Here is a 23,154-nt window from a genome sequence, read left to right as displayed (position 1 = left end):
AGGCTACTCCTCGTCGAGGACCTCGTCGTCATCGCCGGCGGCAGCGCGCGCGATGAGGGCCTTGAGGCCGTCGGTGATCTCGTCCTCGGGCAGGTTGGACACATAGCGGGCATCGGAGACCGGCTGCAGGATGACGTCCTCGCCGGACGGGATGCGCATGGACTCCAGCTCGTCCTCGTCGATCTCGGCGATATCGGAGATGCTCAGGCGCTGGCCGGTGAGCAGGAAGGACAGGGAGCTCGTCGCATCGATGGAGATGCTCGCGATGCGGTCGAGGTACCGGGAGACCATGATGGCGCGGCGCAGGTCGTCGTAGGAGCTGTCGTCTGCGAGCTCGACGGAGGACATGCGGTTGTATGCGCGGAAGAACTCCTCGTAGAGCTCGTGCACCGTGTCGTCCTGCACGAGCAGCTCGCGCATGAGGGACAGATCGTTGCACACGAGCACCGAGATGCAGCGGCCCACGATCTTGTAGACGTAGGAGGCCTCCTGCTCGATGATCTCGACGAGCTCAGCGGGCAGCTCGATGTCGGAGCTCACCTTGTGCTTGGCGGCGCGGGCGATGCGGCGGACCTTGTCGCAGATGCGCTGCAGGTTGAACTCGATGTTGATGACGGTCTGGAGCAGGCGGAAGTCGGAAGCGACCGGGCTCTGGGTGGCGATCAGGTTGTAGCACACGGCCTCGAGGTTCGCGCAGCGGGCATCGATCTGCAGGGTCTTCTGCTGGGCCTTGCTGGCAAGCTTCTTGTCGTTGGTCACGAAGGCGCGGACCGCATCGTGCATCGTCAAATCGAGTGCCTCGTAGATGGAAAGCATCTCGTGACGCGCCTCAACCAGCTGACGTGAGAACATCTTACGCATTACTGAATCTCCAATCGGTCGACTTAGGTATCTCTACCCGCCAACGACGTGTACGTGCGACTCGTCCACAGAACGGCTCGCGTTCGGAAAAGACCACACCTAGTGTACAGAGGGGATGTCAAGCGCATGTAAAGACTGCGCAGGAATCTGATTACACGCATGCCGGGGGTGCAAATCGGGGACGTACCCCGATTTGCACCGGCCCAGAAGGCCCCATCAGCGCATGAGGGCAACGGCGGCGTGCCTGCCGCAGGTTCCCGCTTCCTTGCGATAGGAGAAGAACCGATCGTTTTCGCGCATCGTCGACAGCCCCGTGTCGCATATGGCGTCCGCGGAAAGCCCCTCCCCTTCCAGCGCCTCCGCTATCGCGGCCGACAGGTCGAGCAGGCGTGCGGCGTTCATCTCGATCCGGTCGAACCGGTCGGCGAAACGCTGGAGCAGATCGCGCGAGACCTCGTACTCATCGCCGAGGATGTGCGGACCGATATAGGCGCGGATGCTCGCAGGGTCCTCTCCGGTGCGGTCCATGAGGATGCGAGCCGCCTTGGCGGAGATGGCGGCAATCGTCCCCTTCCAGCCGGAATGGACGACCGCAAACCCTCCGGGACAGGTGAGCACGACCGGCACGCAGTCGGCGAAGCAGAGCATGACCGGGACGTCGGGGACGGTGCAGACGATGGCGTCCGCCCCCGCCGCGATCAGCTCGCGGACGCGGGAAAGAGCCTCGGGTTCGGCCGAGTCGACGACGACCACGTCGTCCCCATGGACCTGATTGGGAACGAGCAGGTTGTCGACAAGGTCCTCCGCGCCGAGCGCCGCGAGGACGCGGCGACGGTTCTCGGCCACGGCTTCGGGATCGTCCCCCACATGGGCGCCCAGATTCAACGATTCGTACGGGGCCTGGGAAACCCCGCCGGTGCGCTCGGTAAACGCGAACCTGACCGGACCGTCGGAACCCTCCACCAGCGCAACCGTCCCGTGCTGCATGCGCTCGACCATAGCCGGCCTCCCTTCAATCGATTCTGAGCATAGTATCCCCCGCCTGCCGCATCCATGACGCGCGCGGGCGATTTCACATCGCATCTCTCGCATGCAGGGCACCCGGCCCATGCATCGCACGAGACAAAAAAGCGCCCCAGCCGCAGCCGGGGCGCTTTGAAGACGATGCGAGCTGGCTTAGAAGTTGCCGCGCTTGAGGAAGTCGGGAAGCTCGAACTGGTCGTTGCCGAAGTTCGGCAGCTCGGTCCCGCCGATGTTGCGGGTCGGGGCGCTCTGGGAGCCAGAGGGGCGGGCGGCATGCTGCGGCTCGGACGCGCGCGAGCTCGCCGAGGACTGGCCGAACAGCTGATCCTGGCGGTTGACGTTCGCATCGGAGAAACCGGTGGCGATGACGGTGATGCGCACCTGGTCGCCCAGGGACTCGTCGACGACGGTACCGAAAATGATGTTGGCCTCGGGGTCGACCGCGTTGGCGACGAGGTCGGCGGCGTCGTTGATCTCCTGGATGCCGAGGTCCTTGGAGCCGGCGATGGAGAGCAGGACGCGCGTGGCGCCGTCGATGGAGCTCTCGAGCAGCGGGCTGGAGATGGCCTGCTGGGCGGCGTCGACCGCGCGGGTGTCACCGGACGCGGTGCCGATGCCCATCATGGCGGTACCGGCCTGCTTCATGATGGTCTTCACGTCGGCGAAGTCCAGGTTGATGATGCCGGGGACGGTGATGAGGTCCGTGATGCCCTGGGTGCCCTGGGACAGGACGGCATCGGCCATCGCGAAGGCCTCAAGCATCGTGGTCTTCTTCTCGGCGATGTCGAGCAGCTTGTCGTTGGGGATGACGATCATGGTGTCGACGCACTCGGAGAGGGTCTGGATGCCCTCCTCGGCGGACGCCTTGCGCTTGCGGCCCTCAAAGGTGAACGGCTTGGTGACGACCGCGACGGTCAGTGCACCCACGTCGTTCATGGCGATGTCGGCGACGATGGGCGCCGCGCCGGTGCCGGTGCCGCCGCCCTCGCCGGCGGTGATGAAGACCATGTCGGCGCCCGCGAGCGCCTCGGCGATGTCGTCACGGGACTCGTCGGCGGCCTTGCGGCCGACCTCGGGGTTCGCGCCGGCGCCCAGGCCGCGCGTCAGGTCGGTGCCGATGTGGACCTTGATGTCCGCGTCGGAGATGGCCAGCGCCTGGGCATCGGTGTTGATGGCGACGAACTCGACGCCGCGGATGCCCTCCTCGATCATGCGGTTGACGGCGTTGGTTCCGCCACCGCCAACACCGACAACCTTGATGACGGCAAGGTAGTTGTTGATCTCGTTCTCGTGCATGTTACGGTCCTCCGAACATCGGTGTAAGCGCTTGGCGGCCTGTCGACTATAACCCTCAAGTACAGATTAAATGTCGAGGTAAACTGCTGTATCTTTGCATATAATCCGGCGTCAAGTCAACTTTGGCATCCTCTAAATGTGAAATTCGCAGGTAAATCCCTCAACCGTTCGCGGACGGCGAACGGTGCGGTCCGCGAACGCCGCAGGTCAGGCCCAATCCATGGGGTTCCGCGCGCCGAACAACCATCTGCCCGCGTGCAGCGAGAGGACGATTGAAGGTACGCTCTGGTCACACCGCCTGATTGACGGTACGCCTCAGGCACGTTTTTCGCACAAAAGCGTGCCTGAGGCGTACTCTCAATCAAGCGGTGTGACATATGCGTACTGTCAATCCTCGCGACGTCACGGGACGCGCAGCAAACCGGCGAAGCCCTACACCGTGGCGCTCCGGAAGGTGTAGGCATCGGCCACGCGAACGTTGATATAGGTCACGCCCTGTTCCTGCTCCAGCAGACGGCGCACGACCTGCTCCTTCTGCTGGATGTCCTCGGGCTTGCCGAGCGACACCTCGACGCCGGACTCCAGATCGCACGAGATGGCCTCGACCGAGGGGATCGAGATCTCCTTGATCTGGCTCAGGAAGTCCGCGCTGAAGCCCTTGGCGTATTCCAGGCCGGCAAGGACCGTGTCGTCGGTGACCTCCTGCCCGCTCGAGGGGGACACGTCGGTCCCCACGTCGGAGAGCAGCACGGCGCCCGCATGGCGAGCGAGCGCCACCGCCGCGTCGATGCTCTGCTGGTTGCTGGACGACGCCGACGCGGCGGTCCCCGTGGTCCCCGTGGCCTCCGCATCCGTCGACGAGCCCTCGCCGCCATCCCACTCGGCGCTATCCGTCGAGGTCTGGCCCGTGCCCGCAGAGGCGAGCGAGACCGGGGCGATCCAGTGAGAGTCCTCGCTCACCGCCCACGCGATGTCGTCGGCGGACAGGTAGACGATGGCCTGAACTTTGCGTTCAACCGGGGTGATCACGATGGTGTGCGGGAACTGCCGCTCGATGTCGACGCCGCTCACCCAGGGGTTCTGCAGCAAGGCGGCGGCGATGTCCTCATCGCTCACGTTGAACAGCGTCGACCCCTCGGGGACCGACACGAGCTGCTCGACGGTCTGCTGCGGGACGTGCTCGCTGCCGTTGACGACGACGCCGGTGACCGAGAAGAAGCTTGAATTGACCAGCACGGCGGCGCCGAGGCCGAACACAAGCACGACCGCGAGCACGACGGCCACGATGATGCGGGGCGCGGACGGCAGCGTCGGTTTCACGCGCGCGGACGCCGCGGCGGACGGCTGCGCGGAACCCGTCGGAGCGAACCCCTTCCGAGCGGTCGAGAGCGCGGCGCCGGCACCCGCCAGAAGCTTGACGGGCTGGGAGCTCTTCAGATCGAACTTGTGGGACGTCGGCCCCTTCGCCCGCACCTGGCCGAGCGAGGGCGCGGATTTGACCGGCTTCGCCTTCTGCTTGACGGGGGCCTTGACCTTGGGGCCGGCAGCAGGAGCGGCGAGCTTGGTCTGGGGTGCGCGCCGGGCGGGCCGTGCCGCGGGGCTCGCGGCGGCGGCGCGAGCAGGAGCTGCCTGGCGGGAAGGGACGCGCTTGATGGAGGTAGCGGCCTTGCGCTTGGTCGGCGCGGCCGACGCGCTCGCACGCGCCGCAGGGCGCACAGAGGGAGATCCCGACCGCGTGCCCAGGGGCTTTGCCGACATCTGCTTGGAGCGCGAGGCGCGAGCAGAGGAGACGTGGTTGACCGCGGCGCGCTTCGTGGGCGCCACGTACGTGCGAGCAGGGGCATGCGCGCTATGGGCAACCGGCGCCGGCGATGCCGCTTTCGGCCGAGCGCCCGAGGCGCTGCGCGAGGAAGAGGCACCGGTCGAGCGCCGGAAGGTGGGCTTCTGCTTAGAAGCCGAGGAATTTGACTTCCGGCTTGAGCTCGACGCCATACGTTTCCTTTACCGTCTTGTACACGTGCTGGATGACGGCGACCACATCGCTTGCGGTCGCCGTGCCGTTGTTCACAATAAAGTTAGCGTGAACCCGCGACACCTCGGCCCCGCCGACGGAAAAACCCTTCAATCCGCATTCCTCGACCATAGCTCCCACACTTCTGTCGGCGGGATTGCGGAACACCGACCCGCATGACGCCGACCCGATGGGCTGGGTCCGCCGACGCCTGACGAGCGACTGCTCCATCTTCGAGCGGATCTCGGACTTGTCGCCCGGCTTCAACTTCAAGGTGACCTCAAGGATGATCTCGTCGCGGGGGATACCGCTCTCGCGGTACGCCCAGTACACGTCGTCGTGGCTGTAATGGCGGATGCCCGAGCCGGGCTTGTACGTGACGACATCCTCCACGAGCGAGCCGATCCACTCGGTACGGGTCCCCGCGTTCATGGAGACGGCCCCGCCCACGGTGCCCGGGATGCCGACGGCGAACTCCAGGCCCGACAGCCCGCGTGACAGGGCGTCGTTCACCAGGCGGGCGAGGATGACGCCGGCGCCCACGGTGAGCGTGCAGCCGTCCTCGGCGAGCACCGAGCGCTGGAACTCGCGCCCGAGCGTGATGACCGCCCCGTCGTATCCGGAGTCGGCTACCAGCAGGTTGGAGCCCTTGCCCAGGATGACCCACGGCACGGACTCGCGCGTCAGCACCTCGACGGCGCGGCGCAGGGCATGGTAGCTGTGGCAGGTGAGAAACAGCGCCGCCTTGCCGCCGATACGATAGCTCGTATGGCGAGCGAGGCGTTCGCCCTCGATCGCATCGGTGTCGATGGCGCCCGAGAGCGCCATCACGGCGTTGAACAGGCCCATCGCCTATCGGCCGTCCCTGTTCGCCTCGGCGACGTGGTCGAGATACTCCGGCCCGACTTGGGTGACGTCGCCCGCCCCCATGGTGATGAGCAGGTCACCCTCCTCCACCTCGGCATCGAGATAGCCCATGAGGGTCGCGCGGTCGGGCGCGTAGAGCACCCGCTTGCCCGGATGGCGCTCGGCCACCAGGTCGGCGAGCATCTTGCTCGTCACGCCGGGGATGGGCATCTCGCCGGCGGGGAACACGTCGATAAGGATGAGCTTGTCGGCCTGGGCGAACGCGTCGGCGAAATCGTTGGCGAGCGCCTGCAGGCGCGAGTAGCGGTGCGGCTGGAACACGACGTCCACGTGCTTGAAGTCAAGCGAGCTTGCCGCGTTCAGCGTCGCGGCGATCTCGGTGGGATGATGGCCGTAGTCGTCGACCAGCGTGACGCCGCGCACGTCGCCCACGTGGGTGAAGCGACGGCGCACGCCCTCGAACGAGGACAGCGCCTGCGCGGCGGCCTCGGTGTCCTCGCCCACGGCCCATGCGACGGTCAGCGCGGCGGAGGCGTTCAGCATGTTGTGGCGACCGGGGTTGCTCTTGATGGTCACCTGGCGCTCGGTGCCGTCGGGCAGCTTGACGCCGAACCGGGAGGCCAGCCCGTGGCCGGCCGCATCCGGCGTGCAAACGACGTCGCAGGAGGCGTCGAAACCGTAGGTCACCACGTGCAGGCCGGTCGAGCGCGCAAGATCGACCAGGTGCGAGGACTCGCCGCACACGACGACGGTGCCGTCCTCCCCCACGAGATTCATGAACTTGACGAAGGTCGCCTCGATCTCCTCGATGCCCGAGTAGTGATCGAGGTGGTCCGCCTCGACGTTGGTGACGACCACCACGTTGGGGTCGAGATACAGAAACGAGCTGTCAGACTCGTCGGCCTCGGCGACGAAGTACGAACCCTTGCCGTTGCGGCCGTTGGTGTCGTAGCCCTCGACGATGCCGCCGATCAGAAAGCTTGGATCGAGCCCCATGCGGTCGAGCATGGTGGCGCACATGGACGACGTCGTGGTCTTGCCGTGCGTGCCGGCGACCGCGATGGTGGTGTATCCCTGCGAGAGCGCCGAGAGCATCTTGGCGCGCGGCCACACGGGGATGCCGAGCTCGCGGGCGCGAACGACCTCGGGGTTGGTGTCGGGGATCGCCGTGGAGACCACCACGACGTCGGGCATGACCTCATCGATGGTCTTGGCCTCGTGGCCCACGCGCACGTCGACACCGGCCCTCGTGAGCTGGCGGATGTAGCGGGAGGTCTTGAGGTCGGAACCCGTGACGTCGAAGCCCCGCTCGTGCAGGACGAGCGCGATGCCGCTCATGCCCGCTCCGCCGATGCCGATAAAGTGAGCGCTCTTGAACGAAGGCGCGATGATGGTGCTAGTCTGTGCCATGTCGAATTGGTCTCCCCTTGGGACGACGATGTAATGCAGCAGCCTATTACTCTAACGCAAACGGGCCGCGCGCGGGGAGATTGTTTGGCCGGCCACGCCGTCTGCACGCCTGAACGGTCAGCGGCGCAGCCCCTCCACGGCATCCGCCAGGCGCACCGCCGCCTGGTCCTGCGCAAGACCGCGGGCGGCCGCGCGCATGCGGTCGCGCTCGGCGGGATCCCCGAGCAGGCCGATGAGCTTGTCGGCGAAGGGCTCGCCGTCGATATCCGCGTCGGCGAACATGACGGCGGCGCCGGCGTCGACCAGAAAGCGCGCGTTGGTGGTCTGGTGGTCCGCCGTCGCCAGCGGGTACGGCACCAGGATGGACGGGGCGGCAAGCGCCGCGATCTCGGCCACCGACGAGGCGCCGGAGCGGGAAAGCACGAGGTCGGCGGCGGCGAGCATGTCGCCCATGCCGTCGATATAGGGCTGTACGCGATAACGGAGGGCCTCCTGCTCCGTGCACGCCAGCGCGTCGCGCGTGGCCTCGAAGTCATCCTTGCCCGTCGAGTGGACGACATAGACGCCATCGAGCCCCAGCAGGCGCTCCTTGAGCTCAACCATGCGTTGATTCAGGTGATGGGCGCCGAGCGATCCGCCGAACACGAGCAGCAGGGTCGCATCCTCCGGAACCCCGAGGGCGGCGCGACCGCGGGCGCGATCGCCCGCGAGCACCGACCGGCGCACGGGGTTGCCCGTGAGCTCGATCGTGGTCGAGGGGCCGGCGTGCTTCTCGAACACGGAGCGCACGCTCGGCTGCGCGATGGCGATCAGCGCCGCGCTCTTGGCGGACTGCTTGTTGGCAAGTCCCGGCACCGAGTTCTGCTCGTGCAGCACCACCGGGATGCCGAGCTTTGCCGCCGCGCGCATGAGCGGCAGCTCGACGTAGGCTCCGAAGCCCACCGCCACGTCGGGCATGAGCGAGGGGTCGGCCTTGAACGCCGCGATCAGGCGGCGCTCCTCGCGCGCCAGATGCGCCAGCGCCGTGACGAGGGTCCAGGGTCGGGCGCGATCGAACCCCGTCACCTGGACGGGGAAGAACTCGAATCCGGCCCGGGGCACGAGCGTGCCCTCCAGGCGGCGCGTCTCCCCGAAGAAGCGAACGGAATCGCCGCGGGACGCGAGCTCCTCCGCCAGCGCGAGCGCCGGGTTCACGTGGCCCGCGGTGCCGCCGGCGGCAATGGCAACAGAGAGCTTATCGGTCATAACGATCCCTTCTCGATGATGTCCGCGGCGCACGACGCACCTGCGGGCCGCGGCTTCTCAGGCGATCGGCGCTATCGGGCCCCAGGTCGACGCGCCCAAAGGAGCCGTCGCGGGCGGGACGCGCCGTGCGCGGGTGCGCGGGCGCAGCCTGGCGGCCGCCCGCACCCGCTCCATCATATACGGAAAACCCGCTGGTGCGACGCGGACGCGCCTCGCCCGCCGTCGACGTGCCCACATGCGCCGAGCCCGCGTCTGCGCGAGACATCACGGCGAAGCTGTCGCGGCGCATGTCGTAGACGGTCTGCGCCTCGGACTCGATCGACGCGCGCAGGATCAGGCCGGCGAGGATCATGCTCGCGATCATCGAGGATCCTCCGTAGCTGATGAAGGGCAGGGTCTTTCCCGTCATGGGCAGCACGCCGATGATGCCGAGCGCGTTGACGAGGAACTGCACGGCGAGCACGACGGCGCAGCCCTCGGCGACCAGGCGGCCGAACACGGTCTGGGACTCGCTCGCGATCTTGAACGCGCTCCAGATGAGCAGCGCGAACACCGCGAAGAACAGCACCGTGCCCACGAACCCGAGCTCCTCGCCGATGACGGCCAGAATGTAGTCGTTATGGGCCTCGGGCAGATAGTTGTACTTGATGGTCGAGTTGCCGATGCCGCGGCCGAACAGCCCGCCCGACGCGAACGCCATGATGGCGAGCGTCGCCTGGTAGCCGTCTCCGTACGGATCGGCCCAGGGGTCCATCGTGACCAGGAAGCGCTGGAGACGGTAGGGCGCCGCGATCATGGCGAGAACGCCGCCCACCGCGATCACCGCCACGAAGAACAGGGCGTAGCGGACAGGGAGGCCGGCAAGGAACATCATCGTGAACACCGTCATGCCGATGATGAGGGTCGTGCCGAGGTCGGGCTGGACGATGATGAACACGAGCGGCACGCCCACGGCGATCGCCATGCGGGCCGCATACGTGTTGATGTCGATCGCGCGCTCCGCATAGTACTCGGACAAAAGCTTGGCTACCACCAGGATGAGCGCCGGTTTGAGCAGCTCGGAGGGCTGCAGGGTGAAGAAGCCGAGGCTGATCCAGCGCTGCGCGCCGCCGCCGACCATGCCGACGAGGGTCACGGCGGCCAAAAGCACGAGGGCGACGCCCCACAGGGGCCACGCGAGCCAGCGCTTGAAGTGGTCGAACAGGTTGGGGATGAAGGCCATCACCACGATGAGGATGGTGCCGCCGAGCGCGAACAGCGCCTGGCGCTCCAGATAGTGCGTGGGCGCGTACCCGTCCGAGGCGGCCTCGACCGCCGAGGCGGAGTACACCATGAGCAGGCCGAACGCGACGAGCGCCACCAGGCAGCACAGGAAGATGAGGCGGGGGCGCATGATGCGCGCGGGGACGCCGGCGATCAGGCGCTCGGCGATGCCGTCCTGCGCGGCGCCCGACTGGCGCCGGCCTCCGGTGCGGCGGCGCTCGGCGCCGGCCTGGTCCCGGCGCGCCGGAACCCCGCCCCGCGCGTCCTGCCGAGGGCGCGGCGTCCGCTCCTGCATCTTCGTGTCGTTACCCACGCTCACCCTTATTCCTCGTCATCGTGCGCCTGGCGCAGCTTCTCCACATACGATTTGAAATACCTGCCGCGCTCCTCGAACCCGGAGAACTCGTCGAACGACGAGCAGGCGGGAGACAGCAGCACCACGTCCCCGCGCGAGGCGAGCGATCGCGCGACGTCGACGGCGTCGCGCAGGTCATCGGCCTCGGCGATGTCCACGTCCTGGTTGCGGTCGGCGTCCTCGATCGCGCGGCGGAACCGGGCGCGCGCCTCGCCGTAGCACACGACGGCGCGCACGTGGTCGCACACATAGGCGGCGAAGTCCTCGAGCGGCGTGCCCTTGTCGTGGCCGCCCAGCAGCAAGATGACGTCGTCGTCGGGAAACGCCGTCAGGGCCTTCTCGACCGCATCGGTGTTCGTCGCCTTGGAATCGTTGTAGTAGCGCACGCCGTCGAGCTCGCCGCACGGCTCGACGCGGTGCTCGAGCGGGCTGAACGTGTCGAGGCCCGCGCGGACGCAATCCGCAGGCGCACCGCAGTACAGGGCCGCCGCGGACGCGGCCAGGGCGTTGATGACGTTGTGCTGCCCCGCGATCGCCAGGTCGTCGGCGTGGACGAGGTCGAACTCCTCTCCATCCAGGCGCACGACAAGGCGGCTCTCGCGCACGAAAGCCGCGTCGCGCGTTCCCGCGTCGGCCATGCCGAGCGACAGCACGCGGTGCCCGCCGGTGAAAATCCGGTCCGCATACGTCATGACGCCCTCGTCCTCGACGTCGACGATGATGAGGTCGTCTGCGGTCATGTTGTCGAACAGCTTGATCTTGGCCAGGGCGTAGTTCTCGTGCGTGCGGTGCCACGCCAGGTGGTCGGGCGTGATGTTGAGCAGCACGGCGACGCGCGGGTGCAGCTCATGGGTCGTCGCGATCTGGTAGCTCGACAGCTCGGCCACCATCCAGGCGTCCGGGCCGTGCTTCTCGGCCTCCTCGATCGCCGGCGTGCCGATGTTGCCGACCGCCACGGACTCGATGCCGGCGCCCTGGAGCAGGTGGTTCACGAGCGTGGTGGTCGTGGTCTTGCCGTTCGTGCCGGTGATGGCGCACCACGGCGCGCGCGACAGGCGCCAGGCGAGCTCGGGCTCGCCCATGATCTCGCCCGCATGCGCTGCGGCGGAGGCGAAGAAGTCGGAGAACTCGGAGATGCCGGGGCTCGCCACGCAGATGTCGTAGTCGCCCTCGACCTCCTCGGTGCCGTAGACGAACCGAACGCCCGCCGACTCGAGGGCCCGCGTGCGCTCAGTGGGCTCCGACGAGGCGCCCCCGTACACGGTGATCGAGCTCACGCGCGCGGAGCCCGCATCGAGCGCCCAGGTCACAACGTCGATCCCGGTCAGCCCCTGACCGAGCACCAGAAGCGAGAATGTTTTAGGCAACGGCATGAAGAATCACTATCCCAGCTGGAAGAACAAGGCGAAGCCCAGGGCGCCGAACGCCGCGGCGACGATCCAGAAGCGGATGACGACCTTGGTCTCGGCCCAACCGAGTTTCTCGAAATGATGGTGGATGGGGGCCATGAGGAAGACGCGCTTGCCGGTGAGCTTGAAGCTCACGACCTGGATCATGACGGACAGCGCCTCGATGATGAACAGGCCGCCGATGATGAGCGAGACGACCTCGGTGTTCGTGATCAGGCCCATGCTCGCGAAGGCGGTGCCCAGCGCAAGCGAGCCGGTGTCGCCCATGAAGATGCTCGCCGGGTAGCAGTTGAACCACAGAAAGCCCAGGCACGCGCCGGCGCAGGCGGCCCCGAAGATCGCCAGGCCCGGATCGCTGCGCATGAAGGCGATGGCCGCCATGATGAGCATGGCGATCATGGACGTGCCGCCCGCGAGGCCGTCGAGGCCGTCGGTCAGGTTGACGGCGTTGGAGAAGCCCGCGATCACGAGCCAGGTGAAGATGAGGTAGAGCCACGGGATGTAGTAGGCGCGGTCACCGATCTGGAAGACGGTCTTGATGCCGGAGAGGTCGATGGTGAAGCCTCCCGGGAAGCGCACCGCGGGCGTGACGCCGCACAGGTTGACGGCGACCAGGCAGAACACGACGCAGATGAGGGTGAGGCCGATCATCTTGGCATGCGGGGTGAGGCCGAGCGAGCGGCCGTGGGTGACGCTCGTGACGTCATCGATCAGGCCGAGCAGGCCCGTGGCGACGGTCGCCCCGACCACGAGCAGCAGCTCGACGGAGAAGCGGGCCATGAGCACGCAGGTGAGCACGACGGAGATCAGGATGACCACGCCGCCCATGGTCGGCGTGCCCTGCTTGACCAGATGGCGCTTGGGCCCGTCGGCGCGGACCTGCTGGCCGATGCCCTCGAACTTCAGGATGCGGATCCACAGCGGCATGAGCACGAGCGCGATGAGCGCGGCGATGCCGAGGGCGAGAAACGTCTGATAGGTAGGATACAGGGGGTTGCCGATCATTTAGCACACCTCTTCCACGAAGCGGTCGAGGCCAACGAAGCGCGACCCCTTGACGAGCACCAGGTCATCGGAAGCGATCGCGTGCGAGAGGCGCGCGATCGCGGCATCGGTGGTGGGCAGCACGCGCACGCGGTCCTCGGGCATGCCCATGAGGCGCGCGGCGGCGGCCATGTGCCCGGCGTTCTCGCCGCCGACGCACACGAGCAGATCCAGCTTCTTGGCGGCCGCGTAGGCGCCGGTGAGCGCGTGCAGGCGCTCCCCCTCACAGCCGAGCTCGCCCATCTCGCCGAGGACGGCGATGCGCGAGCCGGTCGCGGGCAGCTTTGCCAGAAGGTCGAGGGCCGCGGCCATGGATTCGGGCGCCGCGTTGTACGAGTCGTCGATGATGCGCGCGCCGCACGCGGAGATGCGGACCTCGGTGCGGCGGCCGGTGATCTCCAGCTTCGCGAACTGCTCGTCGATCACGTACTGGGCGACGCCCAGGCGGTGCGCGAGGGCGGCGGCGAACAGCACGTTCACGACCGACTGGGCCCCCGGGATCGAGACGTGCGTCCTGAACTGGGCGCCGTCCTCGAACGAGATGGTGAACGACGGGCAGCCGTCCTGCTCGAGCTCGACGTCGCGCGCGCTCACGTCATCATCGTCGGTCATGCCGCAGAGGATGACCTCGATGCCCGCGGGCTTGGCGAAGTTCTCGATGATGAAGGGGGTGAAGTCGTCCTCCCCGTTCAGCACAAGCGCGGAATGGTGCCCCTCGAAGTTCTCGGAGCTGGGCGGCATGCCCGCCAGGATCTCCGCCTTGGCGCGCGCGATGTTCTCGCGGCTCCCCAGAAGACCGATGTGGGAGGTGCCGATCTTGGTGATGACCGAGTACGTGGGCTGCGCGCAGCGCGACAGGCGCTCGATCTGGCCGAAGCCGTCCATGCCCATCTCCAAGATCATGATCTCGGTGTCGCGCGGGGCGGACAGGATGGTCAGCGGCATGCCGATGAGGTTGTTGTGGTTGCCGCTCGTCACGTGCACACGGTAGCGCGTGGACAGCAGCGCGGCGAGGGTGTCCTTGGTCGTGGTCTTGCCGATCGAGCCGGTCACGCCGATGACCGTGCAGCGCATGCGGGCGCGGTAGCCCTGCGCCAGGTCGAGCAAAAACTGCGTGGGGTCCTCGCAGGTGAAGACGGCGCACTCGTGGCGGTCGGCCGCCTTGATGAGGTCGCGCGCGGGCTCACACGTCAGCACGACGCACGCGGCGCCCGCCTCGATAGCCGAGGCGGCGAAGTCGTTGCCGTCGACGCGCTCACCGGGAAACGCCACGAAGATGGAATCCTGGGAGACCTCGCGCGAGTCGATCACGACGCCGCGGCACACGCGGTCGGCGTTGCCCGTCCACGGCTTCGCGCCCGTGACCCTCTCGAGGTACTTGACTGCGATTTCTATCATGCATCGCTCCTTAACGAGCCGAATATGCCGACCGTACATTTTAGCGCGACCGGCACCCCAGTTCGTGCAGGCCCTGTGGATGCTCGCGCCGTCGACATGAGCGCAAGCGAGCCCGACCCAACACGCGCCAAGCGGACGTTGCCTAGCGGGTCGGCTTGACGCCAAGTGCCTGCAGGGCCGCACCCATGACGGTCGCGAAGGGCTGGGCCGCCGCGACCGAGGTGTACCCCGTGCCGTCGAGCGTGACGTAGACCTGCACCTTCGGGTCCTTCGTCGGGGCGAACCCCATGAACGACGCCAGGTACCTCCCGAGCTCGTAGCCGCCGGTCTCGCTCGCGCGCTGTCCGGTGCCCGTCTTGCCCGACACCTCGTAGCCCTCGACCTGGCCGAGCTCTCCGGTGCCCTCGTCCACGACGGTGAGCATCATGTCCGCGACCTTGGTCGCCGTCTCCTCGGAGAGCACCTGCTTGTCGTGCGCGGACCAATCGACCTTCACGCCCTTCTTGGCCATGAGGAAGTGGGGCGTGGTCATGATGCCCTTGTTGGAGATGGCCGAGATCGCGCGCGTCAGCTCGACCGGCGCCACCGAGACCGACTGGCCGAACGACATGGCCGCCACGCTCGCGCCGTCGTATTCGTCGCGCGAGCGCACGATACCGGTGTTTTCGCCCGGAAAGTCGATGCCCGACGCATGGCCGATCTCGTAGCGGTCGAGATACTCGGCGAAGTTGTCGGCGCCGACCTTCTCGCCCACCAGGATCATGCCCGTGTTCGACGAGCGGCGCATGATCTCGCGCAGCGTCATGGTCATCGCGTAGTCGCGGTCGTCGACGTCGGTGACCTCGTCGTCGCCGGCGAGCACCACGGGTGGCACGTCGAACGTCGTGTCCACGTCGGCCACGCCCAGATCGATCGCCATGCCGCTCACGAGCGCCTTGAAGACGCTGCCGGGCTCGTAGGCGTCGGTCACCACGCGCAGGTTCATGTCCTCGGCGCGCGCGGTCGACAGGTCGGCCTGGTTGTAGGTGGGGTACGAGCAGGCCGCGAAGATCTCGCCGCTCGTGGGGTCGGTCACGATGATGGACCCGTGGTAGGCGCCGCTGTTGGCCACCGCCTCGGCAAGCGCCTCCTCCGCCTCGCGCTGGATGTTGATGTCGAGCGTGAGCACCAGGTCGTCGCCGTCGACCGCCGCCTGCTTCTCGTAGGCGCCTCCGGCGATATAGCTGCCGTCGGCGCCGCGCTCGCGCGCGATCCAGCCGTCTTCGCCCCGCAGGTCCTGCTCGTACTGCAGCTCCAGGCCCGTGATGCCCTCGTTGTCGGTGTTGACGACGCCGAGCACCTGCGAGGCGAGCTGGCCGTACGGGTAGACGCGCTTGATCGTCTGCTCGAACTCGATGCCCGCAAGGCCCTCCTCCATGAGGGCGTCGGCCACGTCCTGGTCGACCTTGAGCGCCACGTAGGTCCAGGTGGTCTCCTCGTTGACCTTGTCGTTCGCGAAGCTCTTCTCGACGCCCAGGTGCTTCACGAGCGCGCTTGCGACCTTCTTCTTGTCCTCGATGTTGTACGTGTTGAGCGCGATGTTGCTGCACTCCTCGCTCGCCGCGAGCACGTTGCCGTTGCGGTCGTAGAGCGTGCCGCGCTTGGCGTGCAGCGTCGAGTTGGCGATGCGGCGCGCCTCGAGGCGCTCCATGTTGACGTCGTGGTAGAAGATCTGGTGCTGCGAGAGCTTGAAGACGCCCGCGAGCGAAAACGCACCCAGCAGGCCCTTCACGATTGTGCGGCGGGACATGAGCGCGCCGTCCGATGCGGTGCCTCCCGCACCTGAGCCGCCGCGGCCGCGCCGGCTGCCTCCCCCGCGGGCGGCGCGCGCCGAGGCGCGGTCGCGGCGCTCGCGGGAACCGTAGTCAAAACGACCGTCGCCAAAGCGACGGTCAGCAAAGCGGTCGCTCCCGTAGCGGTCGCGACCGTATCCGTTTCTGTTCTGTGCCATAGATGCGCCCCTCTTGCGGCTCCTACTGCTGGTCTGCGGACGGCTGGCCCTCGGTGGCAGACGATGCGGCCGAACCGGAAAGGTCGAGTTCGACGGTGTTCTCGGCATCGACCATGCCCAGCGTACCGGACGCGAGGTCGCGGATGCGCGTGGGGGAACCGTACACCGACTGCATGACCTCGAGGTTGGAGCTCTCGTCACGGCCGGTCTCGAGCTCGTTGGTGAGCGCGGCGTTGTTGTTGAGCGTCGCCGCCGTCGCGCTCGCCAGGCTGACGCGGGCCAGGCCGACGACGCAGAACAGGGCGATGAGCACGCAGCACACCTTGATGACGCTCACGAACGCCGGGCTGACCGCCTGGTTGGCCTGGCGGCCCTCGCCGGTGACGACGTGCAGGCTCGGGCGCTCGGCGACGCGCGGCGCCTCGTTCTGGCGGAGGCGCTCCGGTGTTGCGGCGGGTTGCATATCATAGGCGAATGCTGCGTTTGACTGACGATAACCCATGGTATGCAACCCATTCCCCTCGAAGTAAGAGTAGTGCGATTAAAGTACGTTTATGCTGCCGCTCGGGGATGGCCGCACCGCGATCGCACGCAAGGTCACAAGCGCCTCGCCACGCGGATCTTGGCAGACCGGGCCCGGGGGTTGCGTTCGACCTCCTCGGCCTGCGCAACCAGCGGTTTACGGGTGATGATCTCGACTACCGGCACGTGCCCGCACACGCACACCGGAATATCCGGCGGGCAGATGCAGCCCTGGCTATGCTCCTGGAACAGCCGCTTGACGATGCGGTCCTCGAGCGAATGGTACGAGATGACGCAGATGCGCCCTCCCGGATTCGCCCATCTGACCGCAGCCTCGAGGCCGCGCTCGAGCACATCGAGCTCATGGTTGACCTCAATGCGGATCGCCTGGAAGCTCTTGCGCGCGGGGTGCCCCCCGTGGCGCCGGGCCGCGGCGGGAATGCCCGCCTTGACCGCCTCCACCAGATCTCCCGTGGTCTTGAGAGGCGCGTCCGCCCTCCTGCGCACGATCTGGCGCGCGATCTGGCGGGCGTACTTCTCCTCCCCGTAGACGCGAAGAATCCGGGCGAGGTCTGCTTCGTTGTAGGTGTTCACGACCTCAGCTGCGTTTAAGGTGTTGTTACCCGGATCCATCCGCATATCGAGTGGGGCGTCCTCGTGGTACGAGAAGCCCCTGCCAGGGATATCGAGCTGCGGGCTCGAGACGCCCAGATCGAACAGGAAGCCGTCGACACCGGGCACCTGGGCCGAGCACAGAAGCTCGTCCAGATCCCCGAAGTTCCCTTTCAGGAGCTTGCGGGGCACGCCCGGCGCCTCGCGGTCGAGGCGCTCGTGCGCCGCGGCCAGCGCCATGTCGTCCTGATCGATGCCGAGGAGCAGGCCCGTCGCACCGACCTCAGCGGCCAGCTTGACCGAGTGACCGGCCCCTCCGAGGGTGCAGTCGCACACGACCTCCCCCTCGTGCAAGGCGAGCTGCTCGAGCACTTCGTTGAGCATGACAGGTTCATGCCGATATTCGTATGTCAACGATCCCGTCTCCATGTTCGTGTTCTCCTCCGGACCGCTTCCCTAATCGAAGAAGTTCGCCAGCACGTTCTTGACCGCGGCCTGACGCGCCTCGTGCTTTGCACGGTCCCAGATCACCAGGCGGTCGCCGTTGCCGACGATCGTGACCTCGCGATCGAGACCGGCCTGAGCGCGATACGGCTCAGGAAGGCTGATGCGGGCGGCCGAATCGATATCGAGTGTAGCCGCCTGACCGTTCAGCGCCTCCCTGACCATGCGATGCTCTCCGTTCGTGGGGTCATAACCGCCCTTTGCGCGGAACACATCGTCAAGCCAGGCCTTGAACGTGTCCTCGGTGAACACGTACAGGGCGTCGAGCTCCTTTTCAGGAGCGGGCAGCACGCGCACCTGCTCGTCGAACTGCTTGCGGAAGGCTGGCGGTAGAGACAGACGGCCCTTTGCATCGAGGTTTCGATCATAGGTACCGGTGAGATACACCGCCGCACCCCCTTAGGCGATTCGTGGGCTTGTGCGGGAGCCACCCCGCTGTCGACGTCTTCAATCTTATGGACTTTCGAACCCTTTCGCAACACTTTTTCCCACTTTCTCCCCCATCGGCTCCCACCAACCCACCCAACCTTGTTGAGAGGTTTCGGAACGCCATCGCCCCGACCACTACATCTTGTGTTTTGAGCACGAAAAGCCACCACCCCTCGCCAGAGAGACGGCAAAGCATAACGTTCAAGCTGAGGTTGAACCGATTTATCCGGCGGGGCGAAGTTGTGACGAAATCGAGAATCCGCAGGTCAGCGCGGTGGGAGAAAAAGTAGGCCTCTGACCAGCTATTTTGTTGTTACACCTCGCGCTTTTGCAGCGATGTGCGCGCCCGCGGGGCACCAGTGGGAGGAAGTGGGAACGCCGGTGGGAGGAAGTGGGGGCGCCGTGGGGGCGCCGGCGCTGCGGTCGATGCGCGCCCCAGGACGGTCCCTCGGGTGCGTCCCCGCGCGCCGGGTCGGCCCCGTCGACCCGTTCAGTATCGAGCAACGATGACAGCCGACCTCTTCATTCATGAATGAAGAGGGGTGTCAGAAAATCGAATCCTGGGCAAACGCCAAAACGGGCCCCGTTCATTCATGAATGAACGGGTTTTGGCCCAAGGCGAGCCGGTCGATTCGGTTTCTGCGGATATGCCGGATGCGCCCGCCCCCCATGGCGAGCGCACCCTCATGCGCGCGGATGGGCCGCCAGGTAGACCTCGCGCAGCTGGGTGCGGTCGACATGGGTGTAGACCTGCGTCGTCGAGATGCTCGCATGGCCCAAGATCTCCTGGAGCACGCGCAGGTCGGCTCCCCCGGCGAGCATATGGGTGGCGAACGAGTGCCGCAATATGTGGGGATGGAGGCCCTCGATCCCCACCGTCCTTCCCGCGCGCTCCACGATCGTGTGCACCGACTGGCGCGAGATGCGGCCGCCGCGCGCGTTGAGGAACACCGCCGCCGAGACGCCGCTGCGCGCATGGGCGGCAAGCGAGCGGCGCGCGTCGGCGAGATAGGAGCGCAGGGCGCTTTCGGCCGTGCCGGAGATCGGCACGAGCCGCTCCTTGGAGCCCTTGCCCGTCACGCGCAGAAACTCGTCATCGAGATACAGGTCGCCCACGTCCAGCCCCGTGAGCTCGCTGACGCGCACCCCGCATCCGTAGAGCACCTCGAGGATCGCGTGGTCGCGCACGCCGGCATCGGTCTGGGGAAACGGCTGGTCGAGCAGGGCCGTCGCCTGCTCGATGGTCAGATACTCCGGTAGGCGGTCGTCTTGGCGCGCATAGCGCACGCCGGCGGTGGGATGCGTCCCGCTCATGCCCTCGCGCATCAGGAACCGATGCATCCCCTTGACCGCCGACAGCGTGCGATTGATCGACGACGAGGCGTAGCCCGCCTCGCGCCGCGCCGCGATGAAATCCTCGATGTCGCGGCGCGCGACGGCATCGACCTCGTCGATGCCGCGCTCGGACAGATAGGACACGTACGCGTTGAGGTCGCGGCGGTAGGCGTCGAGCGTGTTGCGGGAGAGCCCGCGCTCGACGGCGAGATGCCCGAGGTATTCGTCGCGGCAGCGTTCGAGCGGGGTCCGCGGCGCGGGCGATGCGCCCTCGCGTCCCCGCCGCGGCCCGCGCGGCGCATGCGTCCGTCCGTCCATAGCGCCCGCCGCCCTACTGCTCGACCGGGTTGATGGGGTTCACCTCGGTGCGGGCGACCCCCTCATGCTGCGCGACCGATGCGCGCACGAATTCGCGGAACAGCGGCTGCGGCTTGATGGGGCGGCTCTTGAACTCGGGGTGCGCCTGCGTCGCCACGAACCACGGGTGGACGTCGCGCGGCAGCTCGATCATCTCGACCAGGCTCTCGTCGGGGCTCACCCCGGAGATGACCAGGCCGGCGTGCTCAAGCTGGTCGCGGTAGGCGTTGTTGAACTCGTAGCGATGGCGATGGCGCTCGTAGACGAGCTCCTCGCCGTACGCCTCGCGCGCGAGCGAATCGGCGGCGAGCTTGCACGGATAGGCGCCCAGGCGCATCGTGCCGCCCTTCTCGGTCACGTCCTCCTGGGAATCCATGAGGTCGATGACCGAGTGCGGACCATCCGGATCGAACTCCGACGAGCTGGCCCCCGCCAGGTCGGCGACGTTGCGGGCGAACTCGCAGACCGCCACCTGCATGCCGAGACACAGGCCCAGATACGGTATCTTGTGCTCGCGGGCGTAGCGCGCGGCGCAGATCTTGCCGTCGAACGCGCGCTTGCCGAAACCGCCGGGGACGAGGATGCCCGACGCGTCGCCGAGCATCTCGTCGACGTTGGCCTCATCGAGGCTCTCGCCATCGACGAGCTGGACGTCCACATGGCGGTCGAAGAAGATGCCCGCGTGGTGCAGGGCCTCGATGACCGACAGGTAGGCGTCGGGCAGCTGCGTGTACTTGCCCACCACGGCGATCTTCACCCGGTCGGCATGGCGGTTGGCATGGTCCTGCTTGGACAGGAAGCCGTACCAGTCCTCCATGTGGCGCTCGCGCGGGTCGAGCCCCAGGCGCTCGCAGACGCGCAGGTCGAAGTCCTGGTCCGCCAGCAGGCGCGGCACGTCGTAGATCGAGGCGCAGTCCTCGTTGGTGAACACGCAGTCGTCGTCGACGTCGCAGAAGCTCGCGATCTTGGTGCGGATGGCGTTGTCGATCTCGTGGTCGCTGCGCAGCACGATGATGTCGGGCTGGATGCCGAAGCTGCGGAGCTCCTTGACGGAGTGCTGCGTGGGCTTGGTCTTGACCTCGTGGGCGGCGGCGATGTAGGGAACGAGGCTCACGTGGATGTAGCAGACGTTCTCGGGCCCGACGTCTTTGCGGTACTGGCGGATGGCCTCGACGAACGGCTGGCTCTCGATATCGCCGATCGTGCCTCCGAGCTCGGTGATGACCACGTCGGCGCCCGTCTGCTCCTCGATGCGGCGGAACTTGTCCTTGATGGCGTTCGTGACGTGCGGGATCACCTGCACGGTGCCGCCCAAGAAGTCGCCGCGGCGCTCGCGGTGGATCAGGCTCTGGTAGATGGCGCCCGTGGTGAAGTTGGAGTTGCGCGTGAGGTTCTCGTCGATGAAGCGCTCGTAGTGGCCGAGGTCGAGATCCGACTCGTAGCCGTCTTCGGTCACGAAGACCTCGCCGTGCTGGAACGGGCTCATCGTACCCGGGTCGACGTTTAGATACGGATCGGCCTTCTGCATGGTGACCTTGTAGCCGCGGCTCTTGAGCAGGCGGCCGAGCGACGCGGCGGTGATGCCCTTGCCGAGCGAGGAGACCACGCCGCCGGTGACGAAGATGTGTTTTGCCATTGTTTTGTACCTGAGCTTTCCCGTCGAAGTCCTGTTGTCTTCACGGGTCTTTATCGTAGCACCGGGCAGAGGGCCCGGCGGCACAAGTCGATGATTTCATTCATTCGAAATCTCGGGGCACTCACGACGCCAATGGGTGACGAGGCGAGCACGATCGTACCCCCTCCCTTATTATGTGGTGCATGCGCACGAATGCATGCCCCGCGCGACACCAACAGCATGCCGTACGCACCCGAATCGCCCTTCATCCGAAGGGCAAACGTCAACCCGGAACCGACCAGGCCATGTAGAGGAGAACCATATGAAACTTCGCACCCCGTTTGCAGCGCTCGCCATCACGGCAGGACTCATCGGCGCGCTTGCGGCGCCGATGCCCGCCTTCGCCGACGAGCTCGAAGACGCCCAGCAGACCGTCACAGAGGAGACCCAGATTGTCGAGGAGGCAACCGAGCAAGTCGAGCTCATGGTGGAAGATCCCACCAACCAGCAGGCGACCGAGGCGGCATCCCGCGCGCTCAGCGTGACCCCGTCCCCATTCGACTCGCTCCTGAACTCCGGGCAAAACGCCCAGCTCATCTTCGCCCAGCTCCAGATGCAGCTCGCCCAGCAGAACAAGCAGCAGGCGATGGAGAAGGTCGAGGCGATCCGCGAGCAGCAGGATAAGAGCAGGGCCTGCACGGAGTTGATCAACGGGCTGAGAGCCCTCAAAAACAGTTATCCGTCCTCGGTCTCGGAACTTGTAGCGCTCGCCGGCTACCTCAAGCAGCTCAACGAGCTTTCGAACTCCGGCGGCACGCTATCGAATCAGCTCAAGAACGATCTGAAGTCCCACGGCGTCACCAAAACGGATGATGTCGCGTCCGCTGCCGAGGCGACCAAGGCCCGCCAAGATGAAATCGCCGCCTCGATCGGCGTGACGCTTACCGAGGAGCAGCGCACGAGCGTCACCTCGGCCAGCTTCAAGGGCATCAGGATCCCCCAGAGCATCTCCGAGCTCGCCTCGCAGGCAGAATATGAGTTCTCCGCGCCCAAAAACGCCGCCGACGGCTACACCGAAGAGGAGATCGACCAAATCATCGCCGATATCGAGGCGATGCAAGAAAACCTCGGCACCGACATCCAGCAGCAGATGGAATTCACCCAGGATTACATGGGTCAGTACAACAGCTACGTGCAGGGAGCGGCGAGCGCGGTCGCCGATGCCCAGGAGGCGCAGGCCTCTGCCTCCCGCGGGACCATCGACGAGGCGGACCAGATCCTGGCCGTGCAGTCGGAGCTCGTCTCCTTCATCTCGGAGCGCGCCGACAAGATCGAGGAGCTTAAGAGTGAGCTCGAGAACCTCGACCCCGCAAGCGCCGATGCCCAGAACGTCAACGACCAGATCGACGCCGCGCTCGACGAGCTCGCCATGGGCTGCGAGGCACTCCAGCAGGCTCAGCAGGGCGCCACGGGAACCGTCTCGGGCGGGTCCGGAGACAGCTTCGGCATGATCGCTGTCGGTGCCGGCGCGGGCGCGCTGGTCGGCGGCGGCGCGATCTATGCCCTCATGCGCCGGCGTGCATCGCAGGCCGAGCAGAAGGCGTAGCC

Annotated in this window: 18 protein-coding genes; 1 reads left to right on the top strand and 17 read right to left on the bottom strand. The window is 66.7% G+C overall.

The genetic code is table 11. The features are described from left to right. Positions 1-3: 3 nt before the first annotated feature. From QVN30_RS02180 to pyrG, 17 genes are all read right to left on the bottom strand, one after another. Complete coding sequence (locus tag QVN30_RS02180) at positions 4-861, bottom strand: phosphate signaling complex PhoU family protein (protein ID WP_204541115.1); 858 nt, start codon at positions 859-861, stop codon at positions 4-6. Between the two features lie 216 nt (positions 862-1,077). Then, entirely contained in the window at positions 1,078-1,860 is a 783-nt protein-coding gene (locus QVN30_RS02175; RefSeq protein WP_289835254.1) for a purine nucleoside phosphorylase YfiH/LACC1 family protein, read from the bottom strand. A gap of 177 nt (positions 1,861-2,037) precedes the next feature. Next, entirely contained in the window at positions 2,038-3,180 is a 1,143-nt protein-coding gene (gene ftsZ / locus QVN30_RS02170; RefSeq protein ID WP_087199541.1) for a cell division protein FtsZ, read from the bottom strand. Positions 3,181-3,612: 432 nt separating this feature from the next. Further along, on the bottom strand, positions 3,613-5,004 hold the full coding sequence (locus tag QVN30_RS02165; protein ID WP_289835253.1) for a cell division protein FtsQ/DivIB: 1,392 nt from the start codon (positions 5,002-5,004) through the stop codon (positions 3,613-3,615). Between the two features lie 124 nt (positions 5,005-5,128). Beyond that, positions 5,129-6,040, bottom strand: a complete 912-nt coding sequence (gene murB, locus QVN30_RS02160) for a UDP-N-acetylmuramate dehydrogenase (protein ID WP_204564603.1) — start codon at positions 6,038-6,040, stop codon at positions 5,129-5,131. Between the two features lie 3 nt (positions 6,041-6,043). After that, positions 6,044-7,468 carry a UDP-N-acetylmuramate--L-alanine ligase gene (gene murC / locus QVN30_RS02155; protein ID WP_289835252.1) on the bottom strand — a complete coding sequence of 475 codons (1,425 nt, stop codon included), beginning with the start codon at positions 7,466-7,468 and terminating at the stop codon, positions 6,044-6,046. Positions 7,469-7,585: 117 nt separating this feature from the next. After that, entirely contained in the window at positions 7,586-8,713 is a 1,128-nt protein-coding gene (gene murG, locus QVN30_RS02150; protein WP_289835251.1) for an undecaprenyldiphospho-muramoylpentapeptide beta-N-acetylglucosaminyltransferase, read from the bottom strand. Continuing rightward, positions 8,703-10,289: a putative lipid II flippase FtsW gene (gene ftsW / locus QVN30_RS02145; protein WP_289835250.1), complete on the bottom strand. Its 1,587-nt coding sequence runs from the start codon at positions 10,287-10,289 to the stop codon at positions 8,703-8,705. The genes murG and ftsW overlap by 11 nt, the downstream gene beginning before the upstream one ends. An 8-nt stretch (positions 10,290-10,297) precedes the next feature. Next, complete coding sequence (gene murD, locus QVN30_RS02140) at positions 10,298-11,704, bottom strand: UDP-N-acetylmuramoyl-L-alanine--D-glutamate ligase (protein WP_066833012.1); 1,407 nt, start codon at positions 11,702-11,704, stop codon at positions 10,298-10,300. Between the two features lie 9 nt (positions 11,705-11,713). Then, on the bottom strand, positions 11,714-12,745 hold the full coding sequence (gene mraY / locus QVN30_RS02135) for a phospho-N-acetylmuramoyl-pentapeptide-transferase (RefSeq protein ID WP_204564610.1): 1,032 nt from the start codon (positions 12,743-12,745) through the stop codon (positions 11,714-11,716). Next, positions 12,746-14,182, bottom strand: a complete 1,437-nt coding sequence (locus QVN30_RS02130; RefSeq protein WP_289835248.1) for a UDP-N-acetylmuramoyl-tripeptide--D-alanyl-D-alanine ligase — start codon at positions 14,180-14,182, stop codon at positions 12,746-12,748. A 142-nt stretch (positions 14,183-14,324) separates the two neighbouring features. After that, positions 14,325-16,172: a peptidoglycan D,D-transpeptidase FtsI family protein gene (locus QVN30_RS02125; RefSeq protein ID WP_289835247.1), complete on the bottom strand. Its 1,848-nt coding sequence runs from the start codon at positions 16,170-16,172 to the stop codon at positions 14,325-14,327. 22 nt (positions 16,173-16,194) lie between these two features. After that, entirely contained in the window at positions 16,195-16,635 is a 441-nt protein-coding gene (locus tag QVN30_RS02120; protein ID WP_289835246.1) for an FtsB/FtsL family cell division protein, read from the bottom strand. Between the two features lie 134 nt (positions 16,636-16,769). Then, complete coding sequence (rsmH, locus tag QVN30_RS02115; protein WP_204541747.1) at positions 16,770-17,735, bottom strand: 16S rRNA (cytosine(1402)-N(4))-methyltransferase RsmH; 966 nt, start codon at positions 17,733-17,735, stop codon at positions 16,770-16,772. 27 nt (positions 17,736-17,762) lie between these two features. Then, positions 17,763-18,197 (bottom strand): division/cell wall cluster transcriptional repressor MraZ, encoded by a 435-nt coding sequence (locus QVN30_RS02110; RefSeq protein WP_066833023.1) that lies wholly within the window; start codon positions 18,195-18,197, stop codon positions 17,763-17,765. A 726-nt stretch (positions 18,198-18,923) separates the two neighbouring features. Next, positions 18,924-19,892 (bottom strand): site-specific tyrosine recombinase XerD, encoded by a 969-nt coding sequence (xerD, locus tag QVN30_RS02105; protein WP_289835245.1) that lies wholly within the window; start codon positions 19,890-19,892, stop codon positions 18,924-18,926. Between the two features lie 13 nt (positions 19,893-19,905). Beyond that, positions 19,906-21,567 carry a CTP synthase gene (gene pyrG, locus QVN30_RS02100; RefSeq protein WP_289835244.1) on the bottom strand — a complete coding sequence of 554 codons (1,662 nt, stop codon included), beginning with the start codon at positions 21,565-21,567 and terminating at the stop codon, positions 19,906-19,908. Positions 21,568-21,868: 301 nt separating this feature from the next. Here pyrG and QVN30_RS02095 point away from each other — a divergent pair, with 301 nt between their 5' ends. Continuing rightward, on the top strand, positions 21,869-23,152 hold the full coding sequence (locus tag QVN30_RS02095; protein ID WP_289820745.1) for a hypothetical protein: 1,284 nt from the start codon (positions 21,869-21,871) through the stop codon (positions 23,150-23,152). Positions 23,153-23,154 lie beyond the last annotated feature (2 nt).

The organism is Collinsella ihumii, assembly GCF_030385545.1.
Classification (GTDB): domain Bacteria; phylum Actinomycetota; class Coriobacteriia; order Coriobacteriales; family Coriobacteriaceae; genus Collinsella; species Collinsella ihumii.
Note: the sequence above shows the minus strand (reverse complement) of the source record. Positions and strands in the feature narration are given on the sequence as shown.